The sequence below is a fragment of the Rhizobium sp. Root708 genome (assembly GCF_001429725.1).
Classification (GTDB): Bacteria; Pseudomonadota; Alphaproteobacteria; order Rhizobiales; family Rhizobiaceae; genus Rhizobium.
Genome location: NZ_LMHV01000044.1, coordinates 160927 through 177250 on the forward strand (window position 1 = coordinate 160927; position 16324 = coordinate 177250).

Here is a 16324-nt window from a genome sequence, read left to right on the forward strand (position 1 = left end):
CTCCTGGACGATCGTTGCCATGAAGAAGAATTATACCGGCTGTCTCCTGCAGCTGACGAAATCACTCAGATTGAACGATGTGGACGAACTTAATGTTTGATACCGATCGGCGCCGAATATTGCTTTGTATTAGGAGAACGCTTAGCGACTTAACCGGCACCGCTTATCCAAGCACGACTGGCAGCGAAGTGGGCTCGGAAACTTCTGTTTTACGTCCTCTCTTAAGCAATGGATAGCTTCGAGGCGAACGCGGCGGGGACGCCGCGTTCGCAAGATTTCGGATTATAGTTTATCGAAGACGGACCCCATACGTGGGCTGAATAGGCGGTCGTAGGTCTTTAGTAGGAAGCTGTCAGTCATACCCGCAACATGATCGCAAATTACCCGGGCACCGTCTTCTGCCCCAACAAAATCGCTATAAGCATCAACTGGCAAAAAAGCCCTTGGGTCAGATGCGAACGCTTCGAAGACAGATACGACCATTTTCTGCCCCTTGAACTCTAGATGTTGAACCTCGGCACTCCTGATCACTTTGGTAACGATAAGCGCCTGGAGCGCATCCAGGAAAATGCGTTGCGGAGCGTGCAGTTTTGCGCGGTACCTGATCAGCGGCTCTTCGAAATCTTCAAGCTCAGTCATTTCGACATGCGTGACGAAATGATGAACGAGCCGGCCGATGCAGTGCTTCCGCTCTTTCCCGAGACCGAACAGAGCTCTCACGACAGACTCGTAGACGTCATTCGAGTTGGCGAGCGAGTACTTCTCATTCAACGAGTTCAAGAAAGGCGCGCACGCGCTTTCGTTAATAGCTTCCCGAAAATCGCGTTCAGACACCAAACCCATTGCTATCGCGTCTTCCAGATCGTGCACGCCATAGGCAATGTCGTCGGCCACATCCATAATGCTGCAATCCAACGACTTATGAAGTGGTTTCCGATGCTTCGCCTTTCCTTTTGCATCAACAAGCTCGGGATCAACACTAATGAATAGATCCCGGTCGTCGTCGCTAAGCGGTTCTAGGATCCAATCCACCACCTCGCGCTCGCTATCAAGATAACATTTCGGTGGTTTCGAGCTCTCTCGGTTGATTACCCTGATCGACTGGGGCGTAGCGTCAATTTTAGGCTTAATTTCTGGATTTGCAGCCTCTTTGAAGCTGACTGGATATTTCAGAATCCCCAGAAGGGCCCGCCTCGTCAGATCCGCGCCATGCTTTTCCGAAAAATTCTCCAGTCTCGAGAGTATGCGTAGCGTATGGCCGTTGCCTTCGAAGCCACCGTTGTTACGCATGCAAAAATTTAGCGAGACCTCACCCCCGTGACCGAATGGTGGATGACCTAAGTCGTGAGCGAAACCGATAGCTTGGATTAGACTTGCAGGTGGCAGGAAGTCGTGCGCGTTGTGCGTCTTCGCCGCCGCCAATTGCCGCACGATGCTGGCGCCGATCTGAGCTACTTCCAAGGAGTGCGTCAGGCGCGTGCGATAAAAATCACTATCGCCGAGATTTAGTGTCTGGGTCTTCCCTTGAAGCCTTCGAAACGAGCCTGAATGCACAATCCTCGCGTAGTCGACATCGAACGGTCCGCGTGCGTCTTCTGGCTGCGGTGTCCATTCGCTCTCTCTGAGCTGCCAATGATCCATGTTCTCCCACCCGCCCCCAGCCTTTGATACAGCGACCACAATCCTAAGCATATACTTTCAACGACAGCTCGCTCAGCCAGAGACTGCGCTTTTCCAATTGCGTCAAGCCCAACAAGCTTAAAACGCTGTAGCTAGGGGAGAAAATATGTTCCGGTTTACAAATCCAAGGCTAGTTGACAGAATCACGGAAATGCCCATTATAGGGAAGCTAGAGATAGGAGACGGCTTTGACGGAACTCACCCCTTGGGACTATCATCCAGATCTCACTGAGGAGAGGCTCTGCGCCGTCGCTTCCATGATTGTTGATGGGCGACATTCGGCGCTGGAGCGTTATGACGAAGCTGCGGGTGATAATAGCTGGACCCACGGCTGCCGCGCGTTCCAATTTGGCCGTTTCCGCATTCTCAATGCTGCAGATAGCGGAAGTTATCCTTGGCTGTCCGTAATTGACCGAACTCTTCAGTTGGTTTTCAAAATTGGGGAAGTCCCAGTCCGGATTTATAAAGGGATGCCGGATGAACCGACATCTCGGACACTTCGACAGAGTTTTGGCGAACTCAATCAGTTGGGCCTTCTGTTGCTTCGGGACGAAAAAGCACAGGATTTGGCCTATCGGTTCGCAGTCGAAACGGACGTTGACGGCGCGGTTCTTGCTGTCAGCTTTGTCGGGTTCCACGGAGATACTGCCATACTGAATTGGAATGTCCCGTTCGATAGCACCCTTGGCTTTACAGGCACAGTGGGTAGAGAAGCCTCGGAAATCGTCAAACTGGATCCGCCGTCCGTTGGCGTCCGTTCTGACCGTAAGCGCGATGACGGCGCCACCGGCTCGTGAGCCTAGTAGTCTGACGGAAGACCAAAAATGCCCGACCACCTGACTTTCGAAGGGGAGCGCTTGCGCCTAGCACGCGTTGCCCAAGGTTTAACGCTTGATGATCTGGGCGCGCGAGTTGGTGCGACACGTCAGTATTTGAACCAGTTAGAGCAAGGCACAAAACTGCCTACTGGACAGATGACTGACGCGCTGGCCGCTGCGATCGGCGTAACCACGCAGTTTTTTTACATGGCGTTGAAGGGGAGCGTGCGTCCAGAGCAGTGTCATTTCCGCAAACAGCGCACCACGCCAATGTCCGTTGTCAGCCAAGTCATAGCGCGTGGCACCTTGCTCGACAATTTTGTAGCCTCGTTGGATCGGGAACTTGACCTGCCGCAAGTTTCCTTTCCTGACGTCCAAGCCCATACTGCTTCTGAGATAGAGGAAGCAGCAGACGCTGCTAGAAGCGTATGGAAACTTGGTTCAGGTCCGATCTCAAGCATGATGCGCGTTGTGGAGAACGCCGGGGCCGTGGTCAGCTTCTTCAACGGCGTTTCGGAGAGGGTTGATGCACTTTCAATAGATCGTCCTCGCCCCCTTATCATACGAAGTGAGGCTAAACCCGCCGCTGTTAGACTACGTTTTGACTTAGCACATGAGTGCGGACATTTGGTCATGCACCGGGGCATCGAAACGGGCGACAAGGTAACTGAAGGGCAAGCTAATCGCTTCGCGAGTGCTTTCCTGCTGCCTCGGTCATCGTTTATCCATGAGTTCAGTAGAGCGCGAAATCTAAACTGGCAGGCAATATATGATATGAAGTTGCGGTGGAAAGTGTCTGCCGCTGCGATCATACGTCGAGCGTATGATCTCAATATTATTTCTGCCGACCAGTATCGCACGGGCTATATCCACCTCAGTAAAACGGGCCAGAAAAGGTCTGAGCGCTACGACGATAAAATTCCTGCCGAAGAACCCGAATTGCTCCAAACCGCCATGATGGAACTTGAGAAAGCTTTCCCAGGTGCGGTGAGGCGGCTGGCTTACGAGGCGGGTTTAAATGATATGATGTTTGCCAGTGTATCGGGACTCCAGTTACCGCTGGTCGCGCATGACGAAAGTGACAACGTGATCCCCTTTGCCATGAGGTAGCTTGGGTCTCATCAAAGACGACAACCAGCAGACAAAAGTCTCGTCAGAGAATCCCCCACGCCCGAAACCTCCCCCTCCCGGTCATCTCCCTCAACCCCAGCTCCAAAACAATCCGCCGCGCCGCCTGCGGCGTCACCTCGAGCGTCTTCGCCACCATTTTCGCCGACACCAGCGGTTTCGCCATCACCAGCTCGACCAGTTCCGGCAGTTTTGACGACGTCCGCCGTCCTTCAAGTTTTCGGTCCATCATCGTCTTCGCCAGAGTCAGCCGGTCATGCTCTTTCATTCCGATCTCGGCGGCCGCCAAAAATCCGTGGGCGATGGCCAGCAGCCGGGTCTCCCGATCGCGATGCCGGCGCCGATCGACCGGAATGGTTTTGAGGCCGAGGTTGATGGCGACAAGATGGGCGCCGGTGGTGACGCCGGCCTGGCGCAGGATGGAGGCGGCCAACAGTCGGCCGAGCCACGGCGCGTGCTGCAGCACCAAAAGCTCGTTCCAGGCATCGAGGGCGACGATCGCCTGCAGCACGGCCGGCAGGTCTTCGGCCTGCCGCACCACGCCGCGCCATTCGTCGAGCCTAGAATCCTCGTCCCAGTCGAGATCATAGATCATCGGATTTTGTTCGGCAGCCCGGCCGGGCTTCCTGGCCTGCGCGATGGCGGCGTCCGAGCGGGCGAGCACTGCGTCGATGGCGGCATAGTCGATATCGGGAAACGTTTCGCCGCCGTCGGTATCATCATCCCCCTGCCCCTCCGGCTGGATCGCAATCGCGCGCTTGGCGGGCACGCTCTCCGCCTCGTCGCCATCGGCCGACATAATCTCAGATGTCTGCCGGAGCGTACGAACGCCGTCGGCCGACAACGCCCAGCCGGGCAGCTGCCCCGCAATTCGTCGGCGGGTCCGCAGCACGTCGCGGGCGATTGTCAATTCGTGGGTTGGCGTGCGAATATCGCGTGTTGCGTCATGAAGGACCAAGTCCTCCAGATGGACGAGTTCGCCGTCGATCCACAGCGAGGCGCAGGCATCGGTGAAGTGCACGCGTTCGAGGAAGCCTTGGCCGACCGGCGAGCGGGCAAGGCGTTCATCGAGACGCGCCAGTTCGATACCCGCCCGAAAAGCCGGCTCCAAAAGCGCTGTCATGCTGATTTTCGCGAAATCGTAAGCCATTGAAATCATGGTAAATGAATTCCTATAGGAACTCTATCTGAATATTCTGGTTCCTCACATGGTATGATTGTAGGTTGATGGGCTAACCATCGATAAGTATCCCTTATCGATGGAAGTTGATCTGGAGTCGCAAATCAGCAATGTCGGTCGCCTTGGATAACCGGAAACGCCTGGTTTTCCGGCCTTTCGAGCAGATTTGGGCCAGGTTCGGCGGGACGGTCTCTGCTCTGAAGGCCACTTGCAGCAGCCGTCTCGTGCCGATGAGCTCAGAATTCCCCATGGTCTTTACGCATGAACCGGCTTTGATGGCCCTCCCCTCCTCCGATCTCCTTATTTTCAGGCATCTCCGCCGCAGATGGCCGCCAGAGCGCGCTGGACGCTGGTCACGAACCGATGCCCGTTCGACGTCGCTCTTTGAGTCTGGTGGGGCTGCATTTGCCCCTTAAAACGCGCTTCCAACTGTTCCTTTTTTAATACCTTTACATTCTGAACACACAGGCTTCCTTAAAGTCCACTCAAGCCATTCAGGCGCGCGGCGAGCTTGGCACATCGTATACGTAAACAGGGCAACCGGGCTCCAGTATTCCGACCGCCCTGTCAGCTGACGGAACTGCGAGCGACCGACCTGCCAGCACCGTGCTCACATGCGCCTTAACGGTCTCCACAATCGCACGTCCTGTCCAACCTTAGGCGATGTTAGTTTGCCGATCGTCGCGACCAACCTCGGCGCGCCTCCATGGGTAGCCTTCTTTCAAACCGCACTTACTTACGGATTGATCGAGGCGGTACCTCCTAGCAATGGGGCCCACTTGGTCGCTTGCGTTTGTCAGAAATTCCTCACCCCGATGCTCTCCGGGGCCGTTGACTGGGAGACCTCACAAGCTGGCAATGGCGGTCATTCGATTGGAATGTATGACAACATCCGCGCCTTCATTTTGGAAGGCGGAATCAAGCTCCGTCGGTTCAGCCAACATGCACCCCGTGTTCTAACCCCAATTGCACGGCTTACTCGATTGAGCGTCGCCGTTTGCGCAATCAAACCACCTTGGTGAACCATCCGATTCCTCTTCATGTTCAACGAACCAGCCTGTCCCGAGCGCTGACAAAGGTCGCCGCGAGCTCGCCTCGCCGCCTGCCCCTTGTTTCCCATTATCGGCTCACCGGTCCGCACCGACCCTGGGGTTATCAACCAAGCGCAGAGTTGTGGACTGGCCTCCCCCTCGCTTCCGCGCAAAGTCCCCAAGCGGGCGCCCCTGGAGACCCTCGCAGCTGACATCGCCTCCTTGCAGTACGCTCAGACGTTGGCAGGCACAAGCTGCAGCTCGAGCATCGCGCTGATAAAGCCGGTCCTGTTATCTTCTTCGCGCACCCGTCGTCCGGCACTCTCGTGCGTCCTAGCCCGTCTGGCCTTGTCAGCTGACAAGGTTTAGCGTTGGTGCAACTTAGAAGGCAAAGAGACATCCATCAGTTCTGGCGGGGTCAGTGTTCCCAATGACGAGCAGTCGCGATCAGCGTACTCCAGCAGTCACAAAGCAAATGTCGCGCAGCTCCGGCGTGATAGAAACCTTGTCAGCTGACAGGGTTTCCATCACCGATCAGCTCCTAGTGAGCCACGCAGATTAGAACCCAACCCGACGCCATCGACGGCAACGCTCGGCGCTGTCCGTCGCGTCCGAAAACATGGCAGCTTACAAGCATTAACGAAGAGCCCGATCAATTCACCCCTGTCGGACTCCCGAAGCACAAAATTGGTTTCGTTCGCCGTTTACGTCCACACCGCGACCTTCGACTTGACAGCTGCCAAGGCTTGCCAAACATCGAGCCATCTAACTTCTGAATCCTTGGTCGCATCCCCGAAGACCGTCTTCAGGCGGACGAACCACTACAAACAAGAGCCGCCGGGCTCGCTCCCGCTCTAGTATTGCCTCTTCACGAACAAAAACAATCCGACGCCCGCGTAGCACGACAATCGCTTCTTTCGTCACCGGGCTAACAATCATCGGAACAGACAGGAATGGGACACCGCCTCGTCCAGCTGAACCCTGCGCGCTGCTACTCACTCGCTGGCAGAAGCATCGTCGACCAGCCGAAACCTTGGCAGCTGACAGGGGTTGAAGTATCAAGCCAGGGTAATGGCAATGCAGATGCGCAAGGGCATAGTGCAATGCTAGTCCCTAACCCGAACGCACCGGTCGCCGCTGAGCGCGGACGAGATGCAAATTACATCCCGCAATTCGGTATTTCACTCACCGTCTGGCGCACTGGCTTCATGCTAGACCCCTTCTAGTGGAAGCTGTCTAAACCTTGTCAACTGACAAGGTCTTCACCCAAGACTTGGCGGGACGACAATTTAAACTGACTGAAGCACGCCTCATCTAGGGCCCGACTGCCGTGAAAAGCCTGCTGCACTTTATTTCGCAAAGGGCATACCATCATACTCGTTCCCCACGGTTCCCGGCGTCGGTTGGCTCCTTCTACTCCACCGCCGGAGCGGAACCCACAAGAATAACCTGGCGACTGGCGGCGACCTATCAGCTGACAAATTTTCCTACGTTGGAGAGAAATGTCGACCTCGCCCGCCGCGGATCGCACCGCATTAACTGGGGTTCGTCACTCGGCAGAGTACATCCTGTCGGAATGAACCGGATCGAAGTCGCGGTCTGTTCGCTCAGAACACAGTCCGACAACTTGTCAGATGACAACGAACCTCTTGGGCGCCGCAGAACGGGCAAGGACCAAGAATGCGAGCATGCGAACGTTGCGCGTAGATATCACTGTCCGTCTAAGCAGGACCGAGCCGGCTCGGGCGGGGCAATGCTCCCGGGCGTCCTAGAATGGACGGGCGCCATAACGCTAACAATTGGCATACCTTGTTCCCTTGGACACATAGGCCGCAGGCGCCTTTGAATAGCCGTTCGCACTGCTTGCGACCAGTTCGTTGTTTACCTGCGCTGGCGACTTGAGCCCCGACTCTGTGCCTAAGCCGAAGCCAATCCCGGCTCGGGGCAAGGCAAGAAACCTTGTCAATTGACAAGGTTTCTTGCCTACAACACCGCGGTCCTCATGGCCATAAACGACTCAAATGGCCCCGACATCACCCACAGTTATGGCAGCGAATTGCGCCAATGCGATCCGATCGACATATGCACCATCAAACGCCGGCGCCCGAAGCACCGCATCCTCAAGGCCGCGATTTCGAACGATTCAATGGATCGCCGCGAGATAGCTCTCCCTGGCACTGTTAAATAGCCTTCTACTCGGACCGCGTTTCTGCCAGCAGGGCGCGGTGCTCCTTCTATCCATCCGATGGACGATCTCCGATACTGAGGGCTAACGCGCCACCGCGGACCGTGGGTTCACTCCCGCGCCCTCGGACGAGACGCCGAGCGAACGCCTGATCCTTGTCAGCTGACAAGGATCTCAAATCAGGTCGATGGACGCTGATATCCTCCTGCTGCGAAACCGCTGTTGAAGAAAAACCAAAACGCCGCGCACGCCAGCTGCCCCGTATACTAACAGGACCGACGTCGAAGCGTGAGCAACAGCGCTGAGCGGGGCGAGGGGATCTCATCGCTTCGACAGCTATCACTGACGCAATTTCGCAGCCATGCCTCCAGCCGAACCAGGATCATTCCCCTCGTAACTCACGAGCAGATAAACAAGGTTTGGCCCTCCGGCGCCGACGAACCGCGTGGGACCCTGAGACCTGACAACGTTCGGCCGAGCAAAAGCACCTCGCGCGCTCGACGCAACGACGTCCACCGCAACTCTATTCCAACCGTGGAGCCGCCAAACGTCCTGTTACCTAAATCCTAGAGCAGGATCACTTAAATGGTAAGACGACTGAAAGCTTGTCAGCTGACAAGGTCAGGACGATCACTACGTCACAAGCACTTGCCGGTGACCCAACGCAACGATTGCTGTGCCCGGGTAGCATTTCTGCGCAATCGGCGTGCGTAGCTACCGACGCGCTGAACGCCCGCAAACTCGCGACGTCCTGAAACTGATCAGACTGCTGATACCCAACATGCGGTTCCAGCGTACACGGCCCCCGAATTATCGCGCATCGCAAAACTCAACGCGGAGAACGAACGCAAACCGAGACCATTCATTCCTTAACAAGTCCTTAAGATCGACTCGCCTGGCGAAGACACATCAGAACACGCGCCCCGCTGCAATAAACCGTCCGTCTTCCCGGTTTCGGATAAGAGAGGAGAGGGGAGGGGAGGGGAGGGGAGGCGGTAACGCAAAACACGCGACTGCACGACAGTACCACTCCTTATTCGCTCCACGCTGAACCGTGGTTAACCACCCGATGGACGAACGCAACCCATACGTTGCCATCGCCTGAGAATCCATGCTGATGTCAGTGAAGGCGCGAGGCGCAGCAACCGCCTCGCAGCACTGTTCGTATGTCCTCGGCCACACGCAACGCAATCGGGCGCGCTCGTCTCCAGCCCTGTTGAGAGTTCTTCGAAAACGTTCAGCCTAGCCCCGTTCATTTTCTCCGAATGGTAGCTGCAGAAGTCCTTGCTTGATGCCGGGACCGAGTCTCCGGGACGGACAACAGAATGCTCAACGTACGAACGTTCCAGAAGTTTGAACGGGAAATCACCACCGACCCTGAACTCCTCACGAGGATCTTCTCGTTTTACCCAAATGCAGCACCAAGCGGAGAGAATTCCCGCCTTCCTGAGGCTTCCGCGGCGCCGGCCGACAAAGCCCTCGCGCGTCGGCTTGACGAAAACGGCGATCCGGTCAGAAGCCTATGGATCCTGACCCCTCGAGGGACTTGTAGCCACGCGCAGAGAATCGGGCACATACCTAATGTATTCCGATCTCGACAAATGGAGGGCAGGGGCCAGCGAACTGAAGAGCAGAGTATCCATTCCCGTTCCCGAACAATGTCGATTGCGGCGATCGAAACCTCACTCAGAGATCAAGCCTCGAGCAGTAAAAGCTCATGCCGCAGGTCACGGGCCGCATCGCCGCCGCCTCGCCACCTATGCATTCAATGGCTATGAGGCACAAAAAGGGACCCAGCGTTGCGCGCCGCCATCAGCCACCATGTTCTGTTTCGATGAACGTTGGATCCGCTTCCGGAAACCCAACAGGCGCTAGACTTTGCCTTTTGTTCAACGGAGTCCGCGGCGATTACAGCGTCAATGAGCTTCATCACAGTGCCCGTTGGTTTTTCCGGCCGTCGATCCGTCGACCCGGCGGTCTTCCCCGAGCGCTGATGCGAGAGCCTTCAACATCTCGAGCAGTTGGGCGCGGATCGCAGTCATTTGCTCAGGATCCTTGACCGGAGTTGGTCGGCTGCGAGACTGGCTTCCCGCTGGTTTCCGAACCTAATCGCATCGACGAGAGCCAGATATTCATAGAGGTGCTCGTCTCTCATGGCAGCCAAAGGAACGTCTTTTGAAAAGACGACCGATTGGCCCATTTCCTTTCCCTCGGCGAAAGGCCAAACGTAGTTGTAGGTCCCGCCGCTGATCAGCAATCCTTCAAGCATTGGAGCTGTAAAAGCGGTTGGCACGCCTCGCTGCATTGAACCGACGTGCGCTGGCAACACGAATTTGAGACCGTTGGTGATGAAGCCGAACTGGTTTCTGCGATGTGGCCTGACCTCGTTCTTGCCGTTGTCCTTACGCGCAATGCTACAGGCGACACTTCGCTTGAGCGATTGGGCTATTTCCGTCTTGCTTTTACCAAGCAGTGCTTCGAGATTGCGCACAGAATACGGTTCTCCGCCCGGGGCGTCCGATCGGAGTTGATCCGGGCCTTTGGTAAGCCCCTGCTCTTGCAGGCTGAGCAGTTTCAGCAGAACGACAATATCTTGGCTCTTCATAACATCCTGCACGATCGAACTGCTCCTGTTACCCGGGCGTGGCTGCGGACCAACGCGGTCCGCCCATTTTCCCTATCAGATTTCGAAGCGGTACGAGCCGCCCTGGCGCCTGGAAATCCCGAACACAGCTGACATCGGCCGAAACGATATCGAATCCTCTGGCTTCCCGCCCGGGAGGTCGTGACCTATGTTCAGACACTCGTGCTAAAGGTCTCAGGGGCCGACTGTGTTCGGTTTTTCTAACCCCCGGTCGGGGATAAAAGACTAAGCTAGTTCTCCGAACGCTCATCGGGCTCTCGAGGGGCCTAACCCCTCAAGAATCGGACCCGTTCGTCGTTGAGGAAAATCAAGAAGCAGCAAAACTTCTCGATGCGGCAGTCAAGCTCGAAATACAAATGGAAGCAGCCGGCGACGATGCACAACGCTTAAGTAGGCTTATATTTCTGCGATGATAGCCGTGCATGCGCAGCAAACGGTCATTTCACCCCTGCTCGACATCCTTGACTATTCGATACACGACTGCCTCCGACCACTGCGGCTTCCGCGTCGAAACCTTTAGTGCTGCAGGAGATGCACCAGATCCATGCAGCACTTCCAGTGCTGGGCGACACGTTTTGTCTTTGACCCATCGGCCGTTTTCGAGATCAGATGCAAGCGCCGCCAACCCTCCATTCGAGACACCGTCGGTCACCCGAACGTGCGGTTCTCTGGAGGGGAGGGCGCTCATCCGGCTCTTCGACCTTCGGCACCATCTGCACGCAAGAGCGCCATCAACATCGGTCCGAGTGAGAACTCCCCTCTCCTTGCCCTTGCAGTCAGGTCGCGGAGATATCCGCCGGCCGAGTTGATGTGTCCGCCACGCTCGAGAATGCAGCCAACAACGGCAGCCGCATTCTCCGGGCCCATCACGACGGAAGCTTCCTCGTAGGCCGACGGGCTGATCCCCAGCGTCGATTTCGCGACAATCGCCGCGGTCATCATTTCGCGCCAGTTCCCAATTACGCCAGCCGGACCGTAGGGGACAATCTCCGGGCAGGCACGCAGTACCAACGAAAGCGGAAACGACTTTATCGGCTCGCTCTGCGGCTTCAGTTTCTGGCTCGACCTCGCCTCCTGCTCTTTTTCGGAGCTAGGTTCAAGTTCATTGCTGGATTCGGGATTTGAATTCTGTTTGTGCCGCTCAAAATGAGCAGCATTGGTGCTATTATTCTCGGAATCTTCCTGATTATCCAGCGCGTTGAGGATCTCATCCCTCAGCAAACCCATCTCATCGAGGATATCGGCAACCTGTGCCAACGATGGAGACTTCGGAATACGGCTCACGAGGTCAATGTAAACGTCTTCGATCGCTTCCCAATTGCCTGCGGCGCCCTCCTCGATCGCGGCCGAAATGAGCTTGCGCACATCCCGCCGGCAGATCGTCAGGTCCTCCCTCGCTCGCCTTAGCGCAATCCGGTAGGCAACGACCTCCTGCGCCACGATCGCCAATTCCTCCGATCTCAACAACAGAGGAGAAAGATCGAAGCCGAAGGCACTTTCGATCGCGCCGGCCCTGTCTTTGCGGGCATAGCGCTTACCGTTAGCGCTGTCGCGCCTGACTATCAGGCCAGCATCGACAAGAAGTGCGATATGCCGGCGCAACGTCGCGCCCGCTATGCCGTGCGCACGAAGGCTCAGTTGTACGTTCGACGGAAAGACGACAAGTTCCTTGTCCTGTCGCAGCTCATTTTCGGGATGAAAACTCAACAACGCATCCAGCACCGCCAGGCTACGGTCGAGCAGACCGAGCCGTTCGCGTGCTTCGGAAGCGTCCCGAAATACCTTCCACTTGTCGACGGTCTTGCCTTGCTTGATCTCGGCGGTCGCAACCTGCCGCTTTACCAAGGCAAGCTTCACCGGCCGCCGCCCAAAGGGCGTCGTCACATGTCCACCTTGCATCTTCTTCCACCCTCAAAAGGCAAAAGAAATCCGCTCACCAAAAACGGTGCCAAAGACTCTTGACTGGGATTCGGGGAAATGCGATTCTCTAGTTGTCACACATTGAGAGAGGCTTCCACGACGGCAACGTTTGGGGGCCTTTTTCTTTTGCTGCTATTCCTTTCCGCGAAATCGGACGGCTATCAGGCGCCGCTAGACCTATTATGGACGAAGCGCTCAGCCAGTGCCGGCAGCTCCGCTTCGACGAATTTCAAAAACTCCGTTCCAAGAGCGCCACTCGCCTTGATCCGCACTTCCTTGGCCGAGGCAAGATATTCGCCGAGCGCCTGTCCGCTTCCAGTGGCAATCGGAGCCGGTTCAGGCTTGGGAGCCGACGACTTGATGGCCTGCAAGGCCACAAGGAAGCGCTGGTCCGACCCGCCTATGCCCTCAGTACTTGCAAGCGCCGCCCTCAGAGACGCAAGACGTTCGGCGTTGTCGGAAATCGCCTTTGCGAGATCGCCCCACCGAGGCCGACCGACCTTGGGCGCTCTTCCGATCGCTTCGATCACGTCACGCGGAATGGCGCGGTACACACCGCGCATCCGTGCAAGCTCCGCATCGTCGATCGAAAGGGCTGCCTTAATGGCATGTGTCTTGATCGACGCCTCGTCCAGACGGGATGCAAACAATGCGCGCTCGATCCATGTCAGATCCTGACGACTTGCGTTTTCAATGCCCTGAGCCAGGATGAGGTCGGCGTCCGATATCTCGATCTCGATGGCAAGCACCGCTCGACCGATCGCTGAAAGCGCTCGCCAGCGTCGGTGACCGTAGACAATCTGGTAACGGTCCGGAGATGCTGGGTGCTTGCGAACCTGGACCGGGACCTTCTGGCCTTCCGCCTCGATCGAACGTTTGAACTGCGCAAATGCGGCGGCATCATCGTCGGGAAGTCGGTCAGGATAAGGAGACGGATCCATCAGGGATGGATCGATCTCGCGAACGGATAGTGTGCCGGCCTCCACCATGGCCTTCAACCGATCGCGCTCCGTGCGGATATCGTCGATGGCGCGATGCGCAGCACCGATGACACCAGCGCCTACCCGTTTTACCGATGGAGGCGCAGGCGCTGCGACCGGCTGTTGCTCCTGCTCCTGCTCGTGCTCCGGCGCCTGACCACTCTCGAGTGACGCCGACAACAGTCCAAAGCTTGCAACGATAGACTTGCGGTTCGATTTGTTCATGCACGCCCCCAACTGTCGCTGAGCAATCGGATGATTGCCTCGTTGACGGCTTCAACCGCCTCGCGCGCGCGCTTGTGCGTATCGCGACCAATCTGGCCCATCTCAAGCTCATAGACCGAACGCTTGGCGAGCCCGGCCGCCTCCACGGCGGTGCTTTCGATCGCCGTCGGCAGGAGAACGTCAGAGCCGAAGAGATGCCGCAACATCGCAACGATCTGCGACTGCGGCGCGTCGTTCGGATCATGGCGGGTCACCAGATAGCGGATGAAGTCCTGGTCGAGCTGAGCGCCGTTTTCGTTAAGAACGCTGATTAGGTCACCCATCATCAGCAGAAACTGGCTCATCGACGCGACGTCCAGCATTGCTGGGTGGACGGTGATGATCATGCTCGTCGCGGCGTAGATCGCGCTCAGAGTCAGGAACCCGAGCGATGGTGGCGTATCGAGAATGACGACGTCATAATCGTCTTCGACTTCCGCCAGAACAAGCTTCAGGCGCTCGAAGAATATCGCTCCAGCCGTCGACTTCTGCGCAAGAACACGCGGCGTCTCATGTTCATATTCCATCACTTCGAGATTGCCGGGAATAAGGTCGATACCGTCGAAATAGGTTTTGCGGATAATGTCACGGATGGGGCGCCTCTCGTTATCGTCGTAACGCAAGGCTGCGTAGATCGTTTCGTTGGCGCCGATGTCGATTTCCGGCTGCGCGCCAAACATCGCCGAAAGTGAAGCCTGCGGATCGAGATCGAGCGCCAGCACGCGATAACCATGAAGCGCCAGATGATGGGCAAGATGGACGCACGTCGTCGTCTTCGCGCTGCCGCCCTTGAAGTTGGCGATAGCAAGCACCTGAAGGTGTTCGCCCTCACGCCGGCGCGGCAGAAAGCGAAGAGCCTCTGCCGGCTTCTGCTTGGCGAAGAGCTCCCGCAGTTCGTTGATCTGCTCCAGAGTGTAGACGCGGTGATTGTTCTCAAGCCTGCTTGGGACCGGGCCCCTGCCTTCCGACGACATCAGCTTCAGCGTCGAGTCGGGAATCGAGGTCAGCTTGGACACTTCGTTGGTGAGAAACTGCCGCAGCGTCTTTTCGGACTTCGGCGGGTACATCCGCGTCCTGAGCTGCTGAAGTTGCCCGGAAAGAATTGTTGCATGGCGCAGGATCTTGCTGCCTGCATCCTCTTTCGTGGTAACGACTGTCTCTACTCGATTTGCTATCGCCATCTATCCCTCTTGGCGGCTCACCACCGGTTTGCCGGTCCCTGCCCGCCAAAGATAGAACACGATTCTCCCCAACCGTCCAGAAGATTAGCCTTAACAAACAGTTAACACCCAGAAACCTGAAACATCGGAAACCGAGACACAGGAGTCGTTTCCTCGCGCTATATCAATATGTTAGGTCTACCGAAGATCAAACCGGGTGCCAGAACGTTCCCCTGTTAATCCTACAAGGCACCCAAAGGCGCTAACGCCCTCTGCTTCAACGCGCACAGACAAATAACCCCGGTATCGGCATGCAATCACCTGCATCGATTCGCGGGTCAGCCCGATCATTGCTTCTTTAATCGGCGAGGTGACCCCGCAATTTGCCCCGAGCGAGACGCTGGACACTGTGGCAGGAAACATCCCGTTCAGTCCTGCAAAAAAGATACCTTGGAACAAGGACACGACCCCACCGTTTGAAATCTAGTTGCACTCAGGCAACGTGAGACGGAGTTAGATCATGTCTATGAAAATCCTTGCCACGTCACTTCTAGCGCTCGCGCTCGCCGGCCCGGCGTTTGCTCAATCGAACCCGGCTCCCGCTGGCGCCACGATGGACAAGAATCATGGGGACACCATGGGTAGCACGAACAGCATGAAAATGAAGAAGCTCGACAAGAACACGACTGGCAGCACAACGCACAACTTCAACAAGGAGAACTGCAAGTTGCTGAAGGGCAAGGGTTCGCTGCAGACCCAGGGCGGAAACAGCAACACAGAGAACGCCGAGAACACGTGCGCTGACAACAATAACTGATTTTTTCCATTAGGGAGGCAGATGTCGCAGCATCGCCTCCCTTTGTTCATCCCTGATGGGCATTCGCAACAGATTGCCCGAAGCAGTGGATCGAAGCGCATTCAGTGCCCGCAACCTCGAATGAAACCTCGATCGAGGAATGCGTGGCTGAACTGAGCCAAAGGACAGTCAAGCAATCGCCGAAACACCACGAGTTGATATCGACCGATACTAGAGAACCTACGCGATGTTACGCTACCCGCGCGTCGGATAGTGTTACCTTTGTCGAGATTGAGAACAGGGTCCGTTAGAGGCCTCTTCGTCTCTTCAGGAGCGCGTGGGAATGGCGGACCTTCGCAACTTAGAAAAAGATGACAAGAAGCTTTCCCGATACGGAGAGTTGCTTGCGTTCGCCGTCCTGGCGTTTGGCGTCTGGCCGATCTTGGCGGTCGGGACGGTGGCGAGCTACGGATTTATTGTTTGGTTCTATCAGATTGTCTTCGGTCCCCCGGGACCACCGCCGACCATTCATTGAGGC

General features: G+C 56.5%; 10 protein-coding genes. 4 read left to right on the forward strand and 6 right to left on the reverse strand.

What is annotated here, in order from left to right; genetic code table 11:
- Nucleotides 1-282 precede the first annotated feature (282 nt).
- Nucleotides 283-1641, reverse strand: a complete 1359-nt coding sequence (locus ASE04_RS28930) for an anti-phage deoxyguanosine triphosphatase (RefSeq protein WP_056826449.1) — start codon at nucleotides 1639-1641, stop codon at nucleotides 283-285.
- Between the two features lie 227 nt (nucleotides 1642-1868).
- On the opposite strand from ASE04_RS28930, the gene ASE04_RS28935 reads away from it, so the two are divergent.
- Together ASE04_RS28935 and ASE04_RS28940 are read left to right on the forward strand one after the other, a co-directional pair.
- Nucleotides 1869-2477 (forward strand): hypothetical protein, encoded by a 609-nt coding sequence (locus ASE04_RS28935; protein WP_056826147.1) that lies wholly within the window; start codon nucleotides 1869-1871, stop codon nucleotides 2475-2477.
- 27 nt (nucleotides 2478-2504) lie between these two features.
- Nucleotides 2505-3608 carry an XRE family transcriptional regulator gene (locus ASE04_RS28940; RefSeq protein WP_056826149.1) on the forward strand — a complete coding sequence of 368 codons (1104 nt, stop codon included), beginning with the start codon at nucleotides 2505-2507 and terminating at the stop codon, nucleotides 3606-3608.
- Between the two features lie 43 nt (nucleotides 3609-3651).
- Here ASE04_RS28940 and ASE04_RS28945 read toward each other — a convergent pair whose 3' ends face one another.
- The 5 genes from ASE04_RS28945 to repA form a co-directional block, all read right to left on the reverse strand.
- Nucleotides 3652-4785 (reverse strand): RHE_PE00001 family protein, encoded by a 1134-nt coding sequence (locus ASE04_RS28945; protein WP_056826151.1) that lies wholly within the window; start codon nucleotides 4783-4785, stop codon nucleotides 3652-3654.
- 5275 nt (nucleotides 4786-10060) lie between these two features.
- Nucleotides 10061-10627: a hypothetical protein gene (locus tag ASE04_RS28955; protein ID WP_056826154.1), complete on the reverse strand. Its 567-nt coding sequence runs from the start codon at nucleotides 10625-10627 to the stop codon at nucleotides 10061-10063.
- Between the two features lie 723 nt (nucleotides 10628-11350).
- Nucleotides 11351-12565 (reverse strand): plasmid replication protein RepC, encoded by a 1215-nt coding sequence (gene repC, locus ASE04_RS28960; RefSeq protein ID WP_056826156.1) that lies wholly within the window; start codon nucleotides 12563-12565, stop codon nucleotides 11351-11353.
- A 182-nt stretch (nucleotides 12566-12747) separates the two neighbouring features.
- Nucleotides 12748-13791, reverse strand: a complete 1044-nt coding sequence (gene repB, locus ASE04_RS28965) for a plasmid partitioning protein RepB (protein ID WP_056826158.1) — start codon at nucleotides 13789-13791, stop codon at nucleotides 12748-12750.
- Nucleotides 13788-15011, reverse strand: a complete 1224-nt coding sequence (gene repA / locus ASE04_RS28970) for a plasmid partitioning protein RepA (protein WP_056826161.1) — start codon at nucleotides 15009-15011, stop codon at nucleotides 13788-13790. Before repA ends, repB begins: the two co-directional genes overlap by 4 nt.
- A 499-nt stretch (nucleotides 15012-15510) precedes the next feature.
- Between repA and ASE04_RS28975 the strand changes: the two genes are divergently transcribed.
- On the forward strand, nucleotides 15511-15807 hold the full coding sequence (locus ASE04_RS28975) for a hypothetical protein (RefSeq protein WP_056826164.1): 297 nt from the start codon (nucleotides 15511-15513) through the stop codon (nucleotides 15805-15807).
- Nucleotides 15808-16129: 322 nt separating this feature from the next.
- A complete protein-coding gene (napE, locus tag ASE04_RS28980) occupies nucleotides 16130-16321 on the forward strand; it encodes a periplasmic nitrate reductase, NapE protein (protein ID WP_056826166.1) in 192 nt (63 codons plus the stop codon).
- Nucleotides 16322-16324: the final 3 nt, after the last annotated feature.